The following is a 17,377-nucleotide window of genomic DNA, read 5'->3' as shown; positions in this document are numbered from 1 at the left end:
TTACATTCCGAACCCGGAAGCTAAGCCTTACAGCGCCGATGGTACTGCAGGGGGGACCCTGTGGGAGAGTAGGACACCGCCGAACTCCTTTTAGAGCTCTGGCTCTTGGGCACGCAGCCCAAGAGCCAGAGCTCTTTTGCGTTGAGGTAGGGTCAGGGGGCATCGTTGGCACGTTTCCCACAGGAGGCCCCCGGGTGGAGGTCCAGGAGACCCGGGTCCAGACGGACCGGGTCCTCACCATCCCCAACATCCTCAGCATGGCGCGGCTCGTTGGCGTGCCGCTCTTCCTGTGGCTGATTCTCAGGCCTGAGTTCGGGGGGCCCAAGAGTGACACCTGGGCGCTGCTGGTGTTGGCCCTGAGCGGCATCAGTGACTACCTGGACGGCAAGCTGGCCCGCCGGTGGAACCAGATCAGCAGCCTCGGCCGGCTGCTCGACCCCGCGGCCGACCGGCTCTACATTCTCTCGACTTTGGTCGGCCTTACCTGGCGCGAGATTCTGCCAATCTGGTTGACGGCTGCACTGCTCTTGCGAGAGCTGGTTCTCCTGGTGATGGTGGGCATCCTCAGGCGACATGGTTATCCGCCCCCGCAGGTGAACTTCCTTGGCAAGGCCGCCACGTTCAACCTGATGTACGCCTTCCCGCTGCTCCTGCTCAGTGACGGAACTGGATGGATCTCGTCACTCGCTGCTATTTTCGGATGGGCGTTCGCTGGATGGGGTACAACGCTCTACTGGTGGGCAGGAGTGCTCTACGTGGTGCAAGTCCGTCGCCTGATCCGCGCGGACGCCATGGCCGACTGAACTCGCCCCTGGCACGGCCGTAGCGGCTCGTTGGCCCCCGGCGGAAAAGTGCGGGACAATCTGGACGGGTGAAGTCGGCTAGACCGTCATCTCTTATAGAGGAGGACGCTTCCGACATGAAGGCCGTCGTGATGGCCGGAGGCGAAGGCACGCGCCTTCGTCCCATGACCTCAAGCATGCCCAAGCCGCTCCTGCCGGTGGTGAACCGGCCGATCATGGAGCACGTGCTGAGGCTGCTGAAAAGGCATGGGCTCAACGAGACCGTCGTTACTGTCCAGTTCCTGGCCTCACTGGTCAAGAACTACTTCGGTGACGGTGAGGAGCTCGGCATGGAGCTCTCCTATGCCAATGAGGAGAAGCCACTCGGTACCGCCGGAAGCGTCAAGAACGCCGAAGAGGCGTTGAAGGACGATGCTTTCCTTGTCATTTCCGGTGATGCCCTGACCGACTTCGACCTCACCGAACTCATCAACTTCCACAAGGAAAAGGGCGCGCTGGTCACCGTCTGTCTGACCCGTGTGCCCAATCCGCTCGAATTCGGCATCACCATCGTCGACGAGGAAGGCAAGGTCGAGCGCTTCCTGGAGAAGCCGACCTGGGGCCAGGTCTTCTCGGACACCGTGAACACGGGCATCTATGTGATGGAGCCTGAGGTCTTCGACTACGTCGAACCCGATGTGCCCGTGGACTGGTCGGGCGATGTCTTTCCGCAGTTGATGAAGGAAGGCAAGCCGGTCTACGGCTATGTCGCCGAGGGCTACTGGGAGGACGTAGGTACCCACGAGAGCTATGTGAAGGCGCAGGCCGACGTTCTCGAGGGCAAGGTCGACGTCGAGATCGACGGCTTCGAGCTCTCCCCGGGCGTGTGGGTGGCAGAGGGCGCCGAAGTGCATCCGGACGCCGTTCTCCGTGGTCCGCTGTACATCGGGGACTATGCGAAGGTCGAGGCCGGCGCCGAGATCCGTGAGCACACCGTTGTCGGCTCGAACGTGGTCGTGAAGAGCGGGGCCTTTCTGCACAAGGCCGTCGTGCACGACAACGTGTACGTCGGGCAGCAGAGCAATCTGCGTGGCTGTGTGGTCGGGAAGAACACCGACATCATGCGCGCGGCTCGTATCGAGGACGGCGCGGTCATCGGTGACGAGTGCCTCGTCGGCGAGGAATCGATTATTCAGGGGAATGTGCGGGTCTACCCGTTCAAGACCATCGAGGCCGGCGCGTTCGTCAACACCTCGGTCATCTGGGAGTCCAGGGGCCAGGCGCATCTCTTCGGCGCCCGTGGGGTGTCCGGCATCCTGAACGTCGAGATCACGCCGGAGCTCGCGGTCCGGCTTGCCGGTGCCTACGCGACGACGCTCAAGAAGGGCTCGACCGTCACCACGGCCCGCGACCACTCCCGTGGCGCCCGGGCGCTCAAGAGGGCGGTCATCTCGGCTCTCCAGGCCAGCGCCATCGACGTACGAGACCTGGAGAACGTACCGCTGCCCGTGGCGCGGCAGCAGACCGCGCGGGGCAGTGCCGGTGGGATCATGATCCGGACCACGCCCGGGGTGCCGGACTCCGTGGACATCATGTTCTTCGACGGGCGGGGTGCGGACCTTTCGCAGGGCAGTCAGCGGAAGCTGGACCGGGTGTTCGCGCGGCAGGAGTACCGGCGCGCGTTCCCCGGTGAGATCGGCGATCTGCATTTCCCGGCGAGCGTCTTCGACTCGTACACCGGTTCGTTGCTGCGGAACGTCGACACGACGGGGATCTCCGAGTCCGGGCTCAAGGTCGTCGTGGACGCGTCGAACGGTAGTGCGGGGCTTGTGTTGCCGAGTCTGCTCGGGAAGCTCGGGGTGGACTCGCTCACCATCAATCCGGGGCTTGACGAGTCCAGGCCGACGGAGACGGCCGACGCCCGTAGGTCGGGGATGGTGCGGCTGGGAGAGATCGTGGCGTCCGCGCGGGCCGCTTTCGGCGTGCGGTTCGACCCGGTGGGCGAGCGGCTGTCTCTGGTGGACGAGAAGGGGCGGATCATCGAGGACGACCGCGCGCTGCTCGTCATGCTGGATCTGGTGGCCGCGGAGCGGCGCAGCGGGCGGGTGGCGTTGCCGGTGACCACCACGCGGATCGCCGAGCAGGTGGCCGCCTACCACGGGACCCAGGTCGAGTGGACGACCACTTCGCCCGACGATCTCACCCGGGTCGGCCGCGACGATTCGACGATCTTCGGCGGTGACGGCAAGGGCGCCTTCATCGTCCCGGAGTTCAGCAGTGTCTTCGACGGTGCGGCGGCCTTCGTACGGCTGATCGGGCTTGTGGCGCGGACGCAGCTCACGCTCAGCCAGATTGACGCGCGGATTCCGCGGGCGCATGTCCTCAAGCGGGATCTGGCCACTCCGTGGGCGGTCAAGGGCCTGGTGATGCGGCGGGTCGTGGAGGCGGCCGGCGATCGCTTTGTCGATACGACCGACGGCGTCCGGGTCGTGGAGACCGACGGGCGCTGGGTGATGGTGCTGCCGGACCCTGCGGAGGCGGTCACCCATCTGTGGGCCGAGGGGCCTGACGACGCGTCCGCGCAGGCCCTGCTGGACGAGTGGTCGGCGGTCGTGGACAGCGCCGGCCGCTGAGCCACGCACGCGCGCGTGCCGGGCATGGTCCCCAGGGGGCCTGTCCGGCACGCCGATGGGGCCATTCGGAGGTAGGGGCCGCGACGTGCGACGATGTGCGGCATGCCGCAGCAGCCCCCCGTTCGGAGCACACCCACGCCCCCCACGCGCCCGGACGCCTCCATGTCGCTGCTCACCAACGTCATGGATCACAGCCTCGACGACGGCTACGCCGAGGCGGCGGCCCGCAAGAAGGCCGCCGGTGACGGCGGACTTCCCAAGACACTGCGGGCGAAGCTCGGTCTGGCCGTCGGGCTGGTGCTCGCCGCGCTGGTGGTCACGGTGGGGGCGGCGCAGGCCAGGGTCGCGGCTCCGGTCGTGGCCAAGGAACGCCAGGAATTGATCGACCGTATCGACCGTGAGAGCGATACGGCGGACAAGCTCGAGGAGAGCGTCGACAAGCTGCGCGACGACGTGAGCACGCGGCAACGCGAGGCGCTCCGGCAGAGCGGCGACAGCGGGCAGGCCGATCTCGTGGACATCCTGTCGGGTGCCGCGGAGGTGCACGGCCCCGGTGTGAAGCTCGTCGTGAACGACGCCAAGGAAGCGAGCACGGGCGGTGACGGGAACCCGCGGGAGACGTCAGGGTTCTCCGACACCGGCCGGGTGCGCGACCGAGACATGCAGCGGGTCGTGAACGGATTGTGGGAGTCGGGCGCCGAAGCCGTCTCCATCAACGGACAGCGGTTGACCGCGCTGTCGGCGATCAGGGCAGCGGGTGACGCCATACTGGTCGACAACAAGCCGCTGGTGCCGCCGTATACGGTGCTTGCGGTGGGGGACGGGAAGCGGCTGAGCACCAGGTTCCAGAACAGTGCCGACGGACTGTATCTGCACGCCCTGCAGGAGAACTACGGCATCAGGACCGCCATCTCCGTGGAGGACGACCTCCGGCTGCCGGCCGCACCGAGTGTGATCGTACGTACAGCAGAGCCGAGAAACTGAGAAGGGCACATTGTGATCGCCGTACTGGGCCTCGTCGTGGGAGTCGTGGCCGGCCTGTTGGTCCGGCCTGAGGTTCCGGCGGTCGTCGAGCCTTATCTGCCGATCGCCGTCGTGGCGGCGCTCGACGCCGTCTTCGGTGGTCTGCGCGCCATGCTCGACGGCATCTTCGACGACAAGGTCTTCGTCGTGTCGTTCCTGTCCAATGTGGTCGTGGCTGCGCTGATCGTGTTCCTGGGCGACAAGTTGGGCGTGGGCGCCCAGCTGTCGACCGGTGTCGTCGTCGTGCTCGGGATCCGCATCTTCTCGAACGCCGCGGCGATCCGTCGGCACGTCTTCCGGGCGTGAGGCGGATGAGCGAGCCAGAAGAGACGCCCGGCAACAGGCTGCGCAAGGAACTGCCCGAGGAACTCCCGGCGGCGCCTTCCGAGGAGACCCGGGCCCCTGAAGCGGAAAGCGGGCTGACCGGCCGTCAGAGGCTGGTGAACGGATTGTGGCCGCCGCGTGTGTCGCGGGCCCAACTCATCGTCGCGGTGTTGCTGTTCGGCCTCGGATTCGGCCTCGCCGTCCAGGTGGCGTCGAACAGCGACAGTGACAGCGCGCTGCGCGGTGCGAGGCAGGAAGATCTCGTACGCATCCTCGATGAACTGGACGACCGTACTCAGCGTCTTGAAGACGAGAAGCAGGGTCTCGAGAAGCAGCGGGACGAGTTGGAGAACAGCTCCGACCAGGCTGAAGAGGCACGGAAGCAGACGGTTGAGAAGGAGCGGCAACTCGGCATCCTCGCGGGCACGGTTGCCGCGCAGGGGCCGGGCATCACGATGACGATCGAGGACACCAAGGGGACGGTCGAGGCGGACATGCTGCTCGACGCGATCCAGGAGCTGCGTGCGGCCGGCGCGGAGGCGATCCAGGTGAACGGCGTACGGGTCGTCGCGGGCACGTATCTGTCGGACTCCGACAAAAGCGTGAGCGTCGACGGGAACAAGATCACAGCCCCGTTTCGTTTCAAGGTCATCGGCAATCCGCAGGACCTCGAACCGGCGCTGAACATCCCTGGAGGCGTGGTGCAGACTCTTGAGAAGGAGCAGGCCACCGTTACCGTCGAGCGGTCGGACAAGATCGTCGTGGACGCCTTGCGAGCGGCGAAGCAGCCTGACTACGCTCGGTCGTCCTCCCAGTGAACCGGGGGTGCATGGGGGGCGTCCGGCCAGGGCATGAGGTTGCGGGGGGTCGGCGCACCGAATGGGTGGTGCGTGGTGGAAACTGTCAGGTGGAAACGGACGTTGTGAGGATGTCCGGGTCGACCGGTGTGTTCAATCAGGGTTCGTCCTGCCCCACGGGCGGGTCTGTTTCGGTCAAGGGGAATCGCCCGTGAAGTTGTTTCAGAAGTTGTTCGGCAAGAGCGCGCGAGAGGGCAGTGACAACAACGCCACCGCTCGGCACCGCGCACAGCCCGACGCCGAGGGCCAGCGCCCGCTGTTCCGGGACCAGCTAGGCGGCCCGGAGGGCGACATTTCCGGAGGTCAGGGCGTGCCGTCTGTTGACCCTGCCCAGTCCGGCGGCATAGGTTTCGGGCAGCCGTCAACCTCAAGTACGGGTGGAGGGTTTTCCCCTATGTCGGCCCAGGTGTGTACGAGGTGCGGTAACCGCAACGCGGAGAACAGCCGCTTCTGCTCCAACTGCGGCGCCCCGCTGCGGGCGGGGGCCGTGCCCGAGCGTCCCTCGGAGACGACCTCCACCATCTCCATCTCCGGACTCGAGGCGTACGACGCCGAGGTCACCGGCCAGACGCAGATGCCCGCGCTCTCCCCGGAGGCGCAAGCGGCTGTGGACGCGCTGCCGCTGGGCTCCGCGCTCCTGGTCGTGCGCCGCGGTCCGAACTCGGGCAGCCGCTTCCTGCTGGACGGCGAGCTGACCACGGCCGGCCGTCACCCGCAGAGCGACATCTTCCTCGACGACGTCACCGTCTCGCGTCGTCACGTGGAGTTCCGTCGTGGTCAGGACGGCTCGTTCACGGTGTCCGACGTGGGCAGTCTCAACGGCACGTACGTCAACCGTGAGCGGATCGACTCGGTCGCTCTGAACAACGGCGACGAGGTGCAGATCGGCAAGTACCGGCTGGTGTTCTACGCGAGCCAGCGGGGCTACTGACCCTCCCAGGGAAGGTCCATGCTTCAAACACCGAGCGGCGGTGCCGGACACGGTACCGCCGCCACGGACAGTGGGCTGATGAGCATCGGCACAGTGCTGAACGCGCTGCGCGACGAGTTCCCCGAAGTGACGATCTCCAAGATCCGGTTCCTGGAGTCCGAGGGGCTCATCGAGCCGCAGCGGACCCCCTCCGGGTATCGCAAGTTCAGTGAGCGCGATGTCGAGCGCCTCGGCCGTGTCCTCAGGATGCAGCGGGACCACTATCTGCCGCTCAAGGTGATCCGTGAGCACCTGGACGCCATGGAGCGCGGCGAGGCCGTCGCACTGCCCACAGCGGGCCGCCAGCGGGACGGAGAAACGGTCCTGGAGGTCCCTGAGGGGCCCACTGCGGCGCGGATCGGGCGGGACGAGCTGCTCGCTGCCGCCGAGATCGGCGAGCAGGAGCTGGCGGAGTGGGAGTCGTACGGACTCGTCACCCCGCTCCCGGACGGGGCGTACGACGCCGAGGCCGTCACCGTGGCCGCGCTCGTCGTGGAGCTCGGGCGGTTCGGGATCGAGCCGCGGCATCTGCGGGCGATGAAAGCCGCCGCCGACCGTGAGGCAGGCCTCGTGGACCAGGTGGTGGCCCCGCTGAAGCGCCACCGCAACCCGCAGACCCGCGCTCACGCGGAAGCCCGTACGAAGGAACTGGCAGGGCTCACGGTGAAGCTGCACGCGGCGCTTGTGCAGACCGCGCTCGGCGTACGGCTGCCCTGAGGGCGGCTGGTGCAGGAACTGGCACCCGTTTCCGGCCCGACTACCCAAACGTCCCGGGCACGGCCTAGGGTTGCTGTGTGAACGAGCTCGATGTCGTAGGTGTCCGGGTCGAAATGCCCTCCAACCAACCGATCGTGCTCCTGCGTGAAGTGGGAGGCGACCGCTACCTCCCCATCTGGATCGGGCCGGGGGAGGCGACTGCGATCGCCTTCGCGCAGCAGGGCATGGCCCCCGCACGACCGCTGACCCACGACCTGTTCAAGGACGTGCTGGAGGCGGTCGGCCAGGAGCTCACCGAAGTGCGCATCACGGATCTGCGTGAGGGCGTCTTCTACGCGGAGCTGGTCTTCGCCAGCGGGGTCGAGGTGAGCGCGCGGCCGTCCGACGCCATAGCGCTGGCCCTGCGCACCGGGACGCCGATCTACGGCAGCGACGGAGTCCTCGACGACGCAGGGATCGCGATTCCGGACGAGCAGGAGGACGAAGTAGAGAAGTTCCGCGAGTTCCTCGACCAGATCTCCCCCGAGGACTTCGGCACGAGCAGTCAGTGAGGAATCTGCGGCCGATCCGGCGGATCAGTGGTCCGTGGCGGGTCGGCCGTGTCCGGTCGTCACTGAAATGCTGGCATTTGCCACCGGCGCGTGAGAGCGTCCTGCGGCCCGCTCGGAGCGCATTCGGCTAGCCTTTCCCCGCGGTGGGGTACGGGAAACCACTCCTTGGGTGATTATCACTCGGCGTGCCGAGTGTGGCGATCGTTGACGCACCCCTGGTGACTGCCTACCGTCGAGAAGGCAGGTCAAGGACGGAGGTCGGCGTGAGAAGCAGCGGCGACGGTACGGCTGGGGGTGCCCCCGGACGGAGTCTCGGGGCGAGCGGTCCGTACCCGCTTCACAGCAGCGCGGCCGATCATCGCGCTCCGCGGCGACCGGCGGCCGTGCCGAGCAGCGGAGGGGCGACGTCCATGGCGTCCGAGCAGATCGGCTATCGCGGCCCGACGGCGTGCGCCGCGGCCGGCATCACCTACCGACAACTCGACTACTGGGCGCGCACCGGCCTCGTCGAGCCCAGCGTACGGGCCGCCTACGGGTCCGGGACACAGCGGCTCTACAGCTTCCGGGACGTCGTCGTCCTGAAGATCGTCAAGCGGTTCCTCGACACCGGCGTGTCGCTGCAGAACATCCGCACCACGGTCCAGCACCTGCGTGAGCGTGGATTCCAGGACCTGGAGCGCATGACGCTCATGAGCGACGGCGCCACCGTGTACGAGTGCACCTCGCCGGACGAGGTCCACGCACTGCTCCAGGGCGGACAGGGGATCTTCGGGATCGCCGTGGGCGTCGTGTGGCGGGACGTCGAGAGTGCCCTGTCCCAGCTGCACGGGGAGCGCGTCGACACCGGGGAGACGCTCATCGGGCCCAACCCCGCGGACGAGCTGGCGCGGCGGCGCAACCGGGCGGTCTGAGGCCTGCTCCGCTCCGCGGGCAGGGCATTGTCAGTGGCGTAGGGCAGCATCGGACATGTGAGAAAAGCGCCCACCATCCTGCATCTCGACATGGATGCCTTCTACGCCTCGGCGGAGCAGGCGTCCAAGCCGAGTCTGCGCGGGAAGGCCGTGGTCGTGGGCGGGCTGGGGCCGCGGGGTGTGGTGGCCACCGCGTCGTACGAGGCCAGGGTGTTCGGGGTGCACTCGGCGATGCCCATGGCCCAGGCGCGGCGGCTCGCGCCCAACGCCGCGTATCTCGTACCCCGCTTCGGGTTCTACAAGGCGATCAGCGAGCAGGTGATGGGGCTGCTGCGGGAGCTGTCGCCGCTGGTGGAGCCGCTGAGCCTGGACGAGGCGTTCGTGGATCTGGAGGCCGGGGGAGCGGCCTGGGACGAGGTCTCGGCGCGGCTGGCGGGGGAGAAGCTGCGGGCCGACATACGGGCCGTGACGGGGCTGACGGGATCCGTCGGACTCGCCGCGTCCAAGATGCTCGCGAAGATCGCCTCCGAGCAGGCCAAGCCGGACGGCCTGGTGGTGATCGAGCCAGGGACCGAGCGGGCGCTGCTCGGGCCGATGTCGGTGCGGACGCTGCCGGGGGTGGGGCCGGCGACCGGGGACCATCTGCGGCGGGCCGGGATCCACACGGTCGACGAGATCGTCGAGGCGGGGGAGGACGAGCTCGTACGGCTACTCGGGAAGGCCCACGGGCACGGGCTGTACGCCATGGCTTTGGCACGGGACGAGCGGGACGTGGTGGCGGAGCGGGAGACGAAGTCGGTGTCGGTGGAGGACACGTACGACGTGGACATCCATGACCGAGTCCGGGTGAGCCTTGAGGTGCAGCGGCTGGCGGACCGGTGTGTACGGAGGCTGCGGGGGGCCGGGTTGTCGGGGCGGACCATCGTGCTGAAGGTGCGGCGGTACGACTTCTCGACGCTGACGCGGTCCGAGACGCTGCGGGGGCCTACGGATGATCCGGCGGTGGTGCGGGAGGCCGCGTTGCGGTTGCTGGACGGGGTGGACTCGACCGGGGGTGTGCGGTTGCTGGGGGTGGGGGTGAGTGGGCTTGCCGACTTCACTCAGGAGGACTTGTTCGCCCAGGCCATGGGGGAGGGGGCGGATCAGGCCGTGGAGGAGGCGGCGGATGACATGGCCGTCGAGGAGCGGGAGGTCGTCGTCGAGCGGCGGTGGGTTGCCGGGCACGATGTGCGGCATACCGAGTACGGGCACGGGTGGGTGCAGGGGAGCGGGGTGGGGCGAGTGACCGTGCGGTTCGAGACGCCGGATTCCGGGCCGGGGCGGGTTCGGACGTTTCTGGTTGACGATCCTGCGCTGGAGCCGGCGGAACCGTTGCCGTTGGTTGAGGGAGTCGTTCAGGTCTCGGCGTCCTCCGTGCCCGGCAGGTTGCCGAAGTCCTGGTCCGGGAGTGGGGGTGGTGGGTCTGTGTCGAGGCCGTAGTGGTGGTAGAGCTGGAGTTCCTGCTCGGGGGAGAGGTGGCGGCCCACGCCGAAGTCGGGGGCGTCCTTGATGAGGGCGCGGTCGAAGGGGACGCGCAGGGTGCCTTCGAGCAGTTCGCTGGGCTCCAGGGGGACGAAGGCGTCCCGGGAGAACAGGCCGGTGCGTATGGCCGCCCACTCCGGCACTCCGGTCGCGTCGTCGAGGTAGATCTCGTCGATGGTGCCGATCTTGGTGCCGTTGCGGTCGAACGCCTTGCGGCCGATCAGGTTGCGCGGATCGATATCGGTCTGCACGGGCCCTCCACTTGCTCGCAACTCATCCGAAGCGGTCGTAAGCACTACGAAAGAGCACATCGGGGTGTGCGGCCACTCGAAGACTCGTGCGTAGACCTCGCTGGTACGCTTGCAGCGGCTGTCGACCCTGTGCGGGAGAGTCCTCCAGACTTCATCGGAGGCGCCGAAGGAGCAAATCCTCCCCGGAATCTCTCAGGCTCACGTACCGCACGGACGAGGTCACTCTGGAAAGCAGGGCGGGCGTCGACGGTGTCTGCTCTCACCGACGGTGAAAGCCGGTGGTCCTCGGGCTGCCTGGTGAAGCTCTCAGGTTGAGATGACAGAGGGGGAGGCCGTCGGGGTACCCGCGCCGGGGTACCCCTCGCAGGTCGCGTCAGACCAGGAGGCCTCCGCAATGACCGCCCATCGCATTCCGCTCTCCGAACTCGAACAGGGCATCCCCTTCGAGCAGCGTCATATCGGTCCTGATCATGAGGCGCGGGCCAAGATGCTCGCCCAGGTCGGATATGGCTCGCTGGACGAGCTGACCGCCGCCGCGGTACCGGACGTGATCAAGAACGCCGATGCGCTGGAGCTGCCCGGTGCGCGCACCGAGGCCGAGGTGCTGGCGGAGCTGCGGTCGCTGGCCGATCGCAACCAGGTACTCGACTCCATGATCGGGCTCGGGTACTACGGGACCTTCACGCCGCCCGTCATCCTGCGCAACGTGATGGAGAACCCGGCCTGGTACACGGCCTACACGCCGTACCAGCCGGAGATCTCGCAGGGGCGGCTCGAAGCGCTGCTGAACTTCCAGACCATGGTCGCCGATCTCACCGGGCTGCCGACCTCCGGAGCCTCGCTGCTCGACGAGGGGACCGCCGCGGCCGAGGCCCTGGCACTGTCGCGGCGCATGGGGAAGAACAAGAAGGGGCTCTTCCTCGTCGACGCCGATGTCCTGCCGCAGACCATCGCCGTGATCGAGACCCGCGCCGAGCCGACCGGGGTCGAGGTCGTGGTCGCGGATCTGAGCCAGGGCATCCCGGACGAGGTCGCCTCGCGTGAGATCAACGGCGTGCTCGTCCAGTACCCAGGCGCCTCCGGGGCCGTACGCGACATCAAGGCGGTCGTCGACCAGGCCCACGAGCTCGGCGCGCTCGTGACCGTCGCAGCCGACCTGCTCGCGCTGACGCTGCTGAGGTCGCCGGGTGAGCTCGGGGCGGACATCGCGGTCGGGACCACGCAGCGGTTCGGTGTGCCCATGGGGTTCGGTGGGCCGCACGCCGGTTACATCGCCGTGCACGAGAAGTTCGCGCGGAGCCTGCCCGGGCGGCTCGTGGGCGTGTCCGTGGACGCCGACGGGAACAAGGCGTACCGGCTCGCGCTGCAGACGCGTGAGCAGCACATCCGCCGGGAGAAGGCGACCAGCAACATCTGCACCGCTCAGGTGCTCCTCGCGGTCATGGCCGGGATGTACGCCGTCTACCACGGGCCCGAGGGGCTCAAGGGCATCGCCCGGCGCACACACCGGTACGCCACCCTCCTCGCGGCGGGGCTCCGCGCCGGCGGGGTCGAGGTCGTGCACGGCTCCTACTTCGACACGCTGACCGTGCGTGTGCCGGGGAAAGCCGCCGAGGTCGTCGCAGGCGCGCGGCGGAACGGGGTCAACCTGCACCTCGTCAACGCCGACCACGTGTCCATCGCCTGCGACGAGACCACCGGGCGGGCCCAACTGGGCGCGGTGTGGAGTGCGTTCGGGGTCGACGGCGACATCGAGGCGCTGGACGCGGCCACCGAGGAGGCGCTGCCGGACGCTCTGCTGCGGGGTGACGACTTCCTCGCCCACCCCGTCTTCCACCAGTACCGGTCCGAGACCGCGATGCTGCGCTACCTGCGCAGGCTGGCCGACCGTGACTACGCGCTCGACCGCGGCATGATCCCGCTGGGCTCCTGCACCATGAAGCTCAACGCGACCACGGAGATGGAGCCGGTCACCTGGCCCGAGTTCGGGCAGCTGCACCCCTTCGCGCCCGCCGAGCAGGCGCAGGGGTATCTGACGCTGATCCGGGAGCTTGAGGAGCGGCTCGCCGAGGTCACCGGGTACGACAACGTGTCGCTGCAGCCGAACGCCGGTTCGCAGGGTGAGCTGGCCGGGCTGCTCGCCGTACGCGGATATCACCGGGCGAACGGTGACGAGCAGCGGACCGTGTGTCTGATTCCGTCCTCGGCGCACGGGACGAACGCCGCGAGCGCGGTCATGGCCGGGATGAAGGTCGTCGTCGTGAAGACCGCCGACGACGGCGAGATCGACGTCGAGGACCTGCGGGCCAAGATCGAGCAGCACCGGGACGAGCTGGCCGTGCTGATGATCACGTACCCCTCGACGCACGGGGTGTTCGAGGAGCATGTCGCCGACATCTGCGCGCAGGTGCACGAGGCCGGCGGGCAGGTGTACGTCGACGGGGCCAACCTCAACGCGCTGGTGGGGCTGGCCAAGCCGGGGCACTTCGGTGGTGACGTCTCGCACCTGAACCTGCACAAGACCTTCTGCATTCCGCATGGTGGGGGCGGTCCGGGCGTCGGGCCGGTGGGTGTGCGGGCGCATCTCGCGCCGTATCTGCCGAACCACCCGATGCAGCCCGCGGCGGGGCCGGAGACGGGCGTAGGCCCGATCTCGGCCGCGCCCTGGGGTTCCGCGGGCATCCTGCCGATCTCTTGGGCGTACGTCCGGCTCATGGGCGGTGAGGGGCTCAAGCGGGCCACACAGGTGGCGGTGCTCTCCGCCAACTACATCGCCAAGCGCCTCGAGCCCCACTACCCCGTGCTCTACACCGGGCCCGGCGGGCTGGTCGCGCACGAGAGCATCATCGATCTGCGGCCGCTGACCAAGGCGACCGGGGTGAGTGTCGACGACGTGGCCAAGCGGCTCATCGACTACGGCTTCCACGCGCCGACCATGTCGTTCCCGGTGGCCGGCACGCTGATGATCGAGCCGACCGAGTCCGAGGACCTGGGTGAGCTGGACCGGTTCTGCGAGGCGATGATCGCCATTCGCGGGGAGATCGAGAAGGTCGGTTCCGGGGAGTGGGCCGCCGACGACAACCCGCTGCGGAACGCTCCGCACACTGCCGGTGCGCTGGGCGGTGAGTGGGGGCATGCGTACACGCGTGAGGAGGCTGTGTTCCCGGCCGGGGTGTCGGTCGCGGACAAGTACTGGCCGCCGGTGCGGCGGATCGACCAGGCCTTCGGTGACCGGAACCTGGTGTGCTCGTGCCCGCCCCTGGACGCGTACGAGGACTGAAGTGATGTGAGGTGAGGAGGGCCCCGTTTCGGCGGGGCCCTTTCCCTTACGCCGTGGCCACCGATACCTCGGTCGACTTGATCAGGGCGACGACCGGGGTGCCGGCGGTGAGGGCGAGGTCGGTCGCGGCGTCGCTGGTGATCACGGAGGTGAGTTCGCCTCCGTCGACGGCGACCTTGACGGAGGCCATCGCTGCGCCGGCGGTAACGGACAGGACCGTGCCGGGGAGCTGGTTGCGGATGGACACGCCCTGGACGGGGGCGGTGGCGAGGGAGACCTCAGTCGACTTCACCAGGGCGCGGACGGTCGTGTCCTGGGTGAGGCCGAGTTCCTCGACTGCGTCGAGGGTGATCGCGGCCGTGAGGTCCTGGCCGCCGTCGAGGCGGATCCTGACCGTTGCCATGGCTTCGCCCGGAGTGACGGTGGTGACGGTGCCGGGGAGTTGGTTGCGGATGCTGAGGGTCATGGTCAGCAACCGTAGAGGGTGGTGGGGATTGAGCCGCGTATGTGCGGGTTTGCTCCCTCTCGTGCTGAAGTCGCGTCTCAGCCGGTGTGGACGCGTGGGCGCCTGGCGCGGTCCGGTTCGGCCTCGCGTAGGACCTCTCGGGTGACCGGGGCCACCTCGCCCTGGCCGAAGAGGAAGAAGCGCAGGAAGTTGCGGAAGGGGTTGCCCTCGGTCCACTCGAAGTAGATGTGCGGGGTGCAGCGGGTCGTGTCGCGGACGTGGAGGAGGAGGGCCGCCAGGGCGTTCGGGATGGAGGAGGACTCCAGGGTCAGGACGCGGTAGCGGTTGTGGAGGACCTCGCCGCGGACCGTGAGGCCGGCTTCGAACTCCGAGGGGTCGGTGACGGTGACCTCCACGAAGACGAAGTCCTCCTGGCCGGGGATGTCGTTGTCCTCGCGGATCTGCTCGATCTTGTCGCGGTACTCGGCCTTGTCGCGGTTGTCGGGCTCGTTGGCGATGAAGCGCATCTTGCGGCTGGCCATGTCTCGGATGAAACGTTCCGCCATGTCGTCGAGCGTCACGCTGGTCACGCGGAGCTCGAAGGCGCGGGCGAGGCGTGAGAGCAGGGAGACGAGGATGATGCCGGCGATGAAGCAGGCGCCGATCTTCACGCCGTCGGGGCGTTCGATGACGTTGACGACGGTCGTGTAGAGGAACACCGCAGAGATCACCGCGAAGGCAATGGTCCAGCCTCGCTGTCCCGCCTTGCGGGCGGCGATGGTCACCGCGATCGCCGCGGAGCTGATCAGTACCAGCACGCCGGTGGCGTATGCGCCGCCCTGGGCGTCGACGCTGGCGTCGAAGATCCAGGTGACGAAGAAGGCGATCAGGGTGAAGACGATGACCATGGGGCGCACGGCACGGGCCCAGTGCGGAGCCATGCCGTAGCGGGGCAGGTAGCGGGGCATGAGGTTGAGCAGGCCGGCCATCGCGGAGGCGCCGGCGAACCACAGGATGGCGATCGTCGAGACGTCGTAGACCGTGCCGAAGACGCCGCCGAGATACTGGTGCGCGAGGAAGGCGAGGGCGCGGCCGTTGGCCTGGCCGCCCGCCTCGAACTCCTTCTCGGGGATCAGGAGGGTGGTGATGAAGCTTGTGGCGATCAGGAAGCAGCTCATGATCACCGCGGCGGTGGTGAGCAGTTTCTTCGTGTCGCGGATCCGTCCGACCGGGTTCTCCTCGGTTTCGCCCGGGTCGCCCTTGACGTGTGGCATGACGGCGACGCCGGTCTCGAAGCCGGAGAGGCCGAGGGCGAGCTTGGGGAAGACGATCAGGGCCACGCCGATCATCACGAAGACGTTGCCGTGCTCGGCCGTCAGGGCGTTCGACCAGTCGGTGACAACGTGCTCGGCGGTGACGACGTGCCAGAGGCCGACGATCACGACGACGACGTTCAGCGCGAGGTAGACGCCCACCAGGGCCGTTGCGACACCGATGGCCTCCAGGAAGCCCTTGAGGAAGACCGCCCCGAGCAGGGCCACCAGGACCAGGGTGATCAGCATCTGCTGGTCGTGCAGGGTGCTGGTCAGGTGCGGGTTCTCGACGAGGTGGGTCGAGGCGTCCGCCGCGGACAGGGTGATGGTGATGAGGAAGTCGGTGGCGGCGAAGCCGAGCAGCGTCAGAACGAAGAGCTTGCCCTTCCAGAAGGTCAGCAGCCGTTCCAGCATGGCGATCGAGCCCTGGCCGTGCGGGCTTTCCTCGGCCACCCGGCGGTAGACCGGCAGGGCGCCGGCCAGGGTGACTATGACGAGCACGATGGTCGCGATGGGGGAGAGCAGGCCTGCGGCGAGGGCGGCGATGCCGGGCTGGTAGCCGAGGGTGGAGAAGTAGTCGACGCCGGTCAGGCACATGACCCGGTACCAGGGCTGGCCCTTGTGCTCCGGGCTCGACTCGGTCTTCTGCTCCGGTCGGTCTTGGTCCTGACTCTTGACCATGTCGGACAGGCCCTCCAGCATCCAGTCGCGCAGGCGACTGGAGGGAGGTTGCTCGGTCGTGGCCATCGGTGTGCTCCTGGTGTGCGGCTCAGCATGCGGATCCGGCCATCACACGGACGGCGGGATCAGCGTAAGCGGAGAGTGACGCCGAGGCCCACGGATGTGGACAGCCGGGGCGTCAAGCTTCCGTTAAGAATCGCCTTGTGGGAGGGGGCTCACGTCATGTGGCGAGGTGCCGGGCCTGCCGGATCGCTCCGGGGCTGGAAGGCGGACGCCGGGTTGGGCGGTCGGTGACGGACACCCAGCGTCATGACGTACGGCGGGCTCCTGGGCGGCCACTGCCGTTCCGGCAGGGCCCGGCGGGTGTCTGGTCCTGCGCGGGTGCTCCCTGTCCTCGTCCGAACGCCGGGTCCTGGTGGCCTTCGTCGCGCACGTCGGCCCGGCGGTGGAGCGGGCCCGGCTCGCCTAGGCCGCCGTCGAGATCGAGCCGGGACGGGCCGCCGACCTGATGCGTACGGCACTGCTGCGGGCGGTCGGCCACGAGTCGCGTACACCGCTCGTCGTCGGCTGGGCCGCCGTGACCTCAACCGGGACGTCCCTTTGCCATCTACGTCCCTGCGGTTATGGCCGCGGAACCTGCCACGTGGGTCACCGTCCCTTGTCGCGGAGGCGGAGGCGGAGGCGGAGGCGGAGGCGGAGGCGGAAGTGGAGTCGGAGACGGAGGCGGCGCGGCTGTGGCAGTCGCTGCTGCTGAACCAGTGGGGTGGGGGGGCGTTGCGGACGCCGTGCGGCGGGAGGCCGATGCGGGGATGTGTCGACGCTGCTGCTCGACAAGACCGGCACCATCACGCTCGGCAACCGCCAGGCCGCCGAGTTCGTGCCGGTGAGCGGGGTCACGGAGGCCGAACTCGCCGACGCCGCCCAGCTCTCCTCGCTGGCCGACGAGACGCCCGAGGGCCGCTCCGTCGTCGTGCTGGCGAAGGAGAAGTACGGGCTGCGCGAGCGTGAGCTGGTCGGCGCCGGGTGGATCGCCTTCACCGCCCAGACCCGGATGTCCGGAGTGGACGTCGAGGGGCGCAAGATCCGTAAGGGTGCGGCCGGTTCGGTCATCGCCTGGG

Annotated in this window: 14 protein-coding genes, 1 rRNA gene, 2 pseudogenes and 1 riboswitch; of the genes and pseudogenes, 14 read left to right on the top strand and 3 right to left on the bottom strand. The window is 68.2% G+C overall.

The window, feature by feature from the left end:
* The 11 genes from rrf to AB0D34_RS46815 all read left to right on the top strand — a co-directional run.
* Positions 1-85: ribosomal RNA gene (gene rrf / locus AB0D34_RS46865) — 5S ribosomal RNA — on the top strand; the annotation flags it as partial.
* 109 nt (positions 86-194) lie between these two features.
* A complete protein-coding gene (locus AB0D34_RS46860; RefSeq protein WP_362674266.1) occupies positions 195-803 on the top strand; it encodes a CDP-alcohol phosphatidyltransferase family protein in 609 nt (202 codons plus the stop codon).
* A gap of 116 nt (positions 804-919) precedes the next feature.
* A complete protein-coding gene (locus tag AB0D34_RS46855) occupies positions 920-3,415 on the top strand; it encodes a mannose-1-phosphate guanyltransferase (RefSeq protein ID WP_362674264.1) in 2,496 nt (831 codons plus the stop codon).
* Positions 3,416-3,517: 102 nt separating this feature from the next.
* On the top strand, positions 3,518-4,399 hold the full coding sequence (locus AB0D34_RS46850) for a DUF881 domain-containing protein (protein ID WP_362674262.1): 882 nt from the start codon (positions 3,518-3,520) through the stop codon (positions 4,397-4,399).
* A gap of 12 nt (positions 4,400-4,411) precedes the next feature.
* Complete coding sequence (locus tag AB0D34_RS46845) at positions 4,412-4,744, top strand: small basic family protein (protein ID WP_003988855.1); 333 nt, start codon at positions 4,412-4,414, stop codon at positions 4,742-4,744.
* Positions 4,745-4,749: 5 nt separating this feature from the next.
* Complete coding sequence (locus tag AB0D34_RS46840; protein ID WP_362674261.1) at positions 4,750-5,580, top strand: DUF881 domain-containing protein; 831 nt, start codon at positions 4,750-4,752, stop codon at positions 5,578-5,580.
* A gap of 61 nt (positions 5,581-5,641) precedes the next feature.
* Entirely contained in the window at positions 5,642-6,550 is a 909-nt protein-coding gene (locus AB0D34_RS46835) for an FHA domain-containing protein (RefSeq protein ID WP_362674259.1), read from the top strand.
* Between the two features lie 18 nt (positions 6,551-6,568).
* Positions 6,569-7,306, top strand: coding sequence for a MerR family transcriptional regulator (locus AB0D34_RS46830; protein WP_362674256.1), 738 nt, complete (start codon positions 6,569-6,571; stop codon positions 7,304-7,306).
* 77 nt (positions 7,307-7,383) lie between these two features.
* Complete coding sequence (locus AB0D34_RS46825) at positions 7,384-7,857, top strand: bifunctional nuclease family protein (RefSeq protein ID WP_004002801.1); 474 nt, start codon at positions 7,384-7,386, stop codon at positions 7,855-7,857.
* A 263-nt stretch (positions 7,858-8,120) separates the two neighbouring features.
* Entirely contained in the window at positions 8,121-8,768 is a 648-nt protein-coding gene (locus tag AB0D34_RS46820; protein ID WP_362674253.1) for a MerR family transcriptional regulator, read from the top strand.
* A 57-nt stretch (positions 8,769-8,825) separates the two neighbouring features.
* Complete coding sequence (locus tag AB0D34_RS46815) at positions 8,826-10,247, top strand: DNA polymerase IV (RefSeq protein WP_362674250.1); 1,422 nt, start codon at positions 8,826-8,828, stop codon at positions 10,245-10,247.
* Here the strand turns inward: AB0D34_RS46815 and AB0D34_RS46810 are convergent.
* Positions 10,163-10,540, bottom strand: a complete 378-nt coding sequence (locus AB0D34_RS46810) for a PRC-barrel domain-containing protein (RefSeq protein WP_362674247.1) — start codon at positions 10,538-10,540, stop codon at positions 10,163-10,165. The genes AB0D34_RS46815 and AB0D34_RS46810 overlap by 85 nt on opposite strands.
* Before the next feature lie 122 nt (positions 10,541-10,662).
* Positions 10,663-10,758, top strand: a riboswitch (glycine riboswitch).
* A 176-nt stretch (positions 10,759-10,934) separates the two neighbouring features.
* Between AB0D34_RS46810 and gcvP the strand changes: the two genes are divergently transcribed.
* The gene (gene gcvP, locus AB0D34_RS46805; RefSeq protein WP_362674244.1) at positions 10,935-13,820 is read left to right on the top strand and encodes an aminomethyl-transferring glycine dehydrogenase; all 2,886 of its coding nucleotides are present in this window, start codon (positions 10,935-10,937) and stop codon (positions 13,818-13,820) included.
* Positions 13,821-13,866: 46 nt separating this feature from the next.
* Here gcvP and AB0D34_RS46800 read toward each other — a convergent pair whose 3' ends face one another.
* Positions 13,867-14,286, bottom strand: a complete 420-nt coding sequence (locus AB0D34_RS46800; protein WP_362674241.1) for a TOBE domain-containing protein — start codon at positions 14,284-14,286, stop codon at positions 13,867-13,869.
* Positions 14,287-14,363: 77 nt separating this feature from the next.
* Positions 14,364-16,325, bottom strand: a complete 1,962-nt coding sequence (locus AB0D34_RS46795) for an APC family permease (RefSeq protein ID WP_362674239.1) — start codon at positions 16,323-16,325, stop codon at positions 14,364-14,366.
* A 271-nt stretch (positions 16,326-16,596) separates the two neighbouring features.
* Between AB0D34_RS46795 and AB0D34_RS46790 the strand changes: the two are divergent.
* Together AB0D34_RS46790 and AB0D34_RS46785 are read left to right on the top strand one after the other, a co-directional pair.
* A pseudogene (locus tag AB0D34_RS46790) lies at positions 16,597-16,845 on the top strand (histidine kinase); the annotation flags it as partial.
* 219 nt (positions 16,846-17,064) lie between these two features.
* Positions 17,065-17,377: pseudogene (locus tag AB0D34_RS46785) on the top strand (potassium-transporting ATPase subunit B); the annotation flags it as partial.

The sequence above is a fragment of the Streptomyces sp. NPDC048420 genome, assembly GCF_040651535.1.
Classification (GTDB): domain Bacteria; phylum Actinomycetota; class Actinomycetes; order Streptomycetales; family Streptomycetaceae; genus Streptomyces.
Note: the sequence above shows the minus strand (reverse complement) of the source record. Positions and strands in the feature narration are given on the sequence as shown.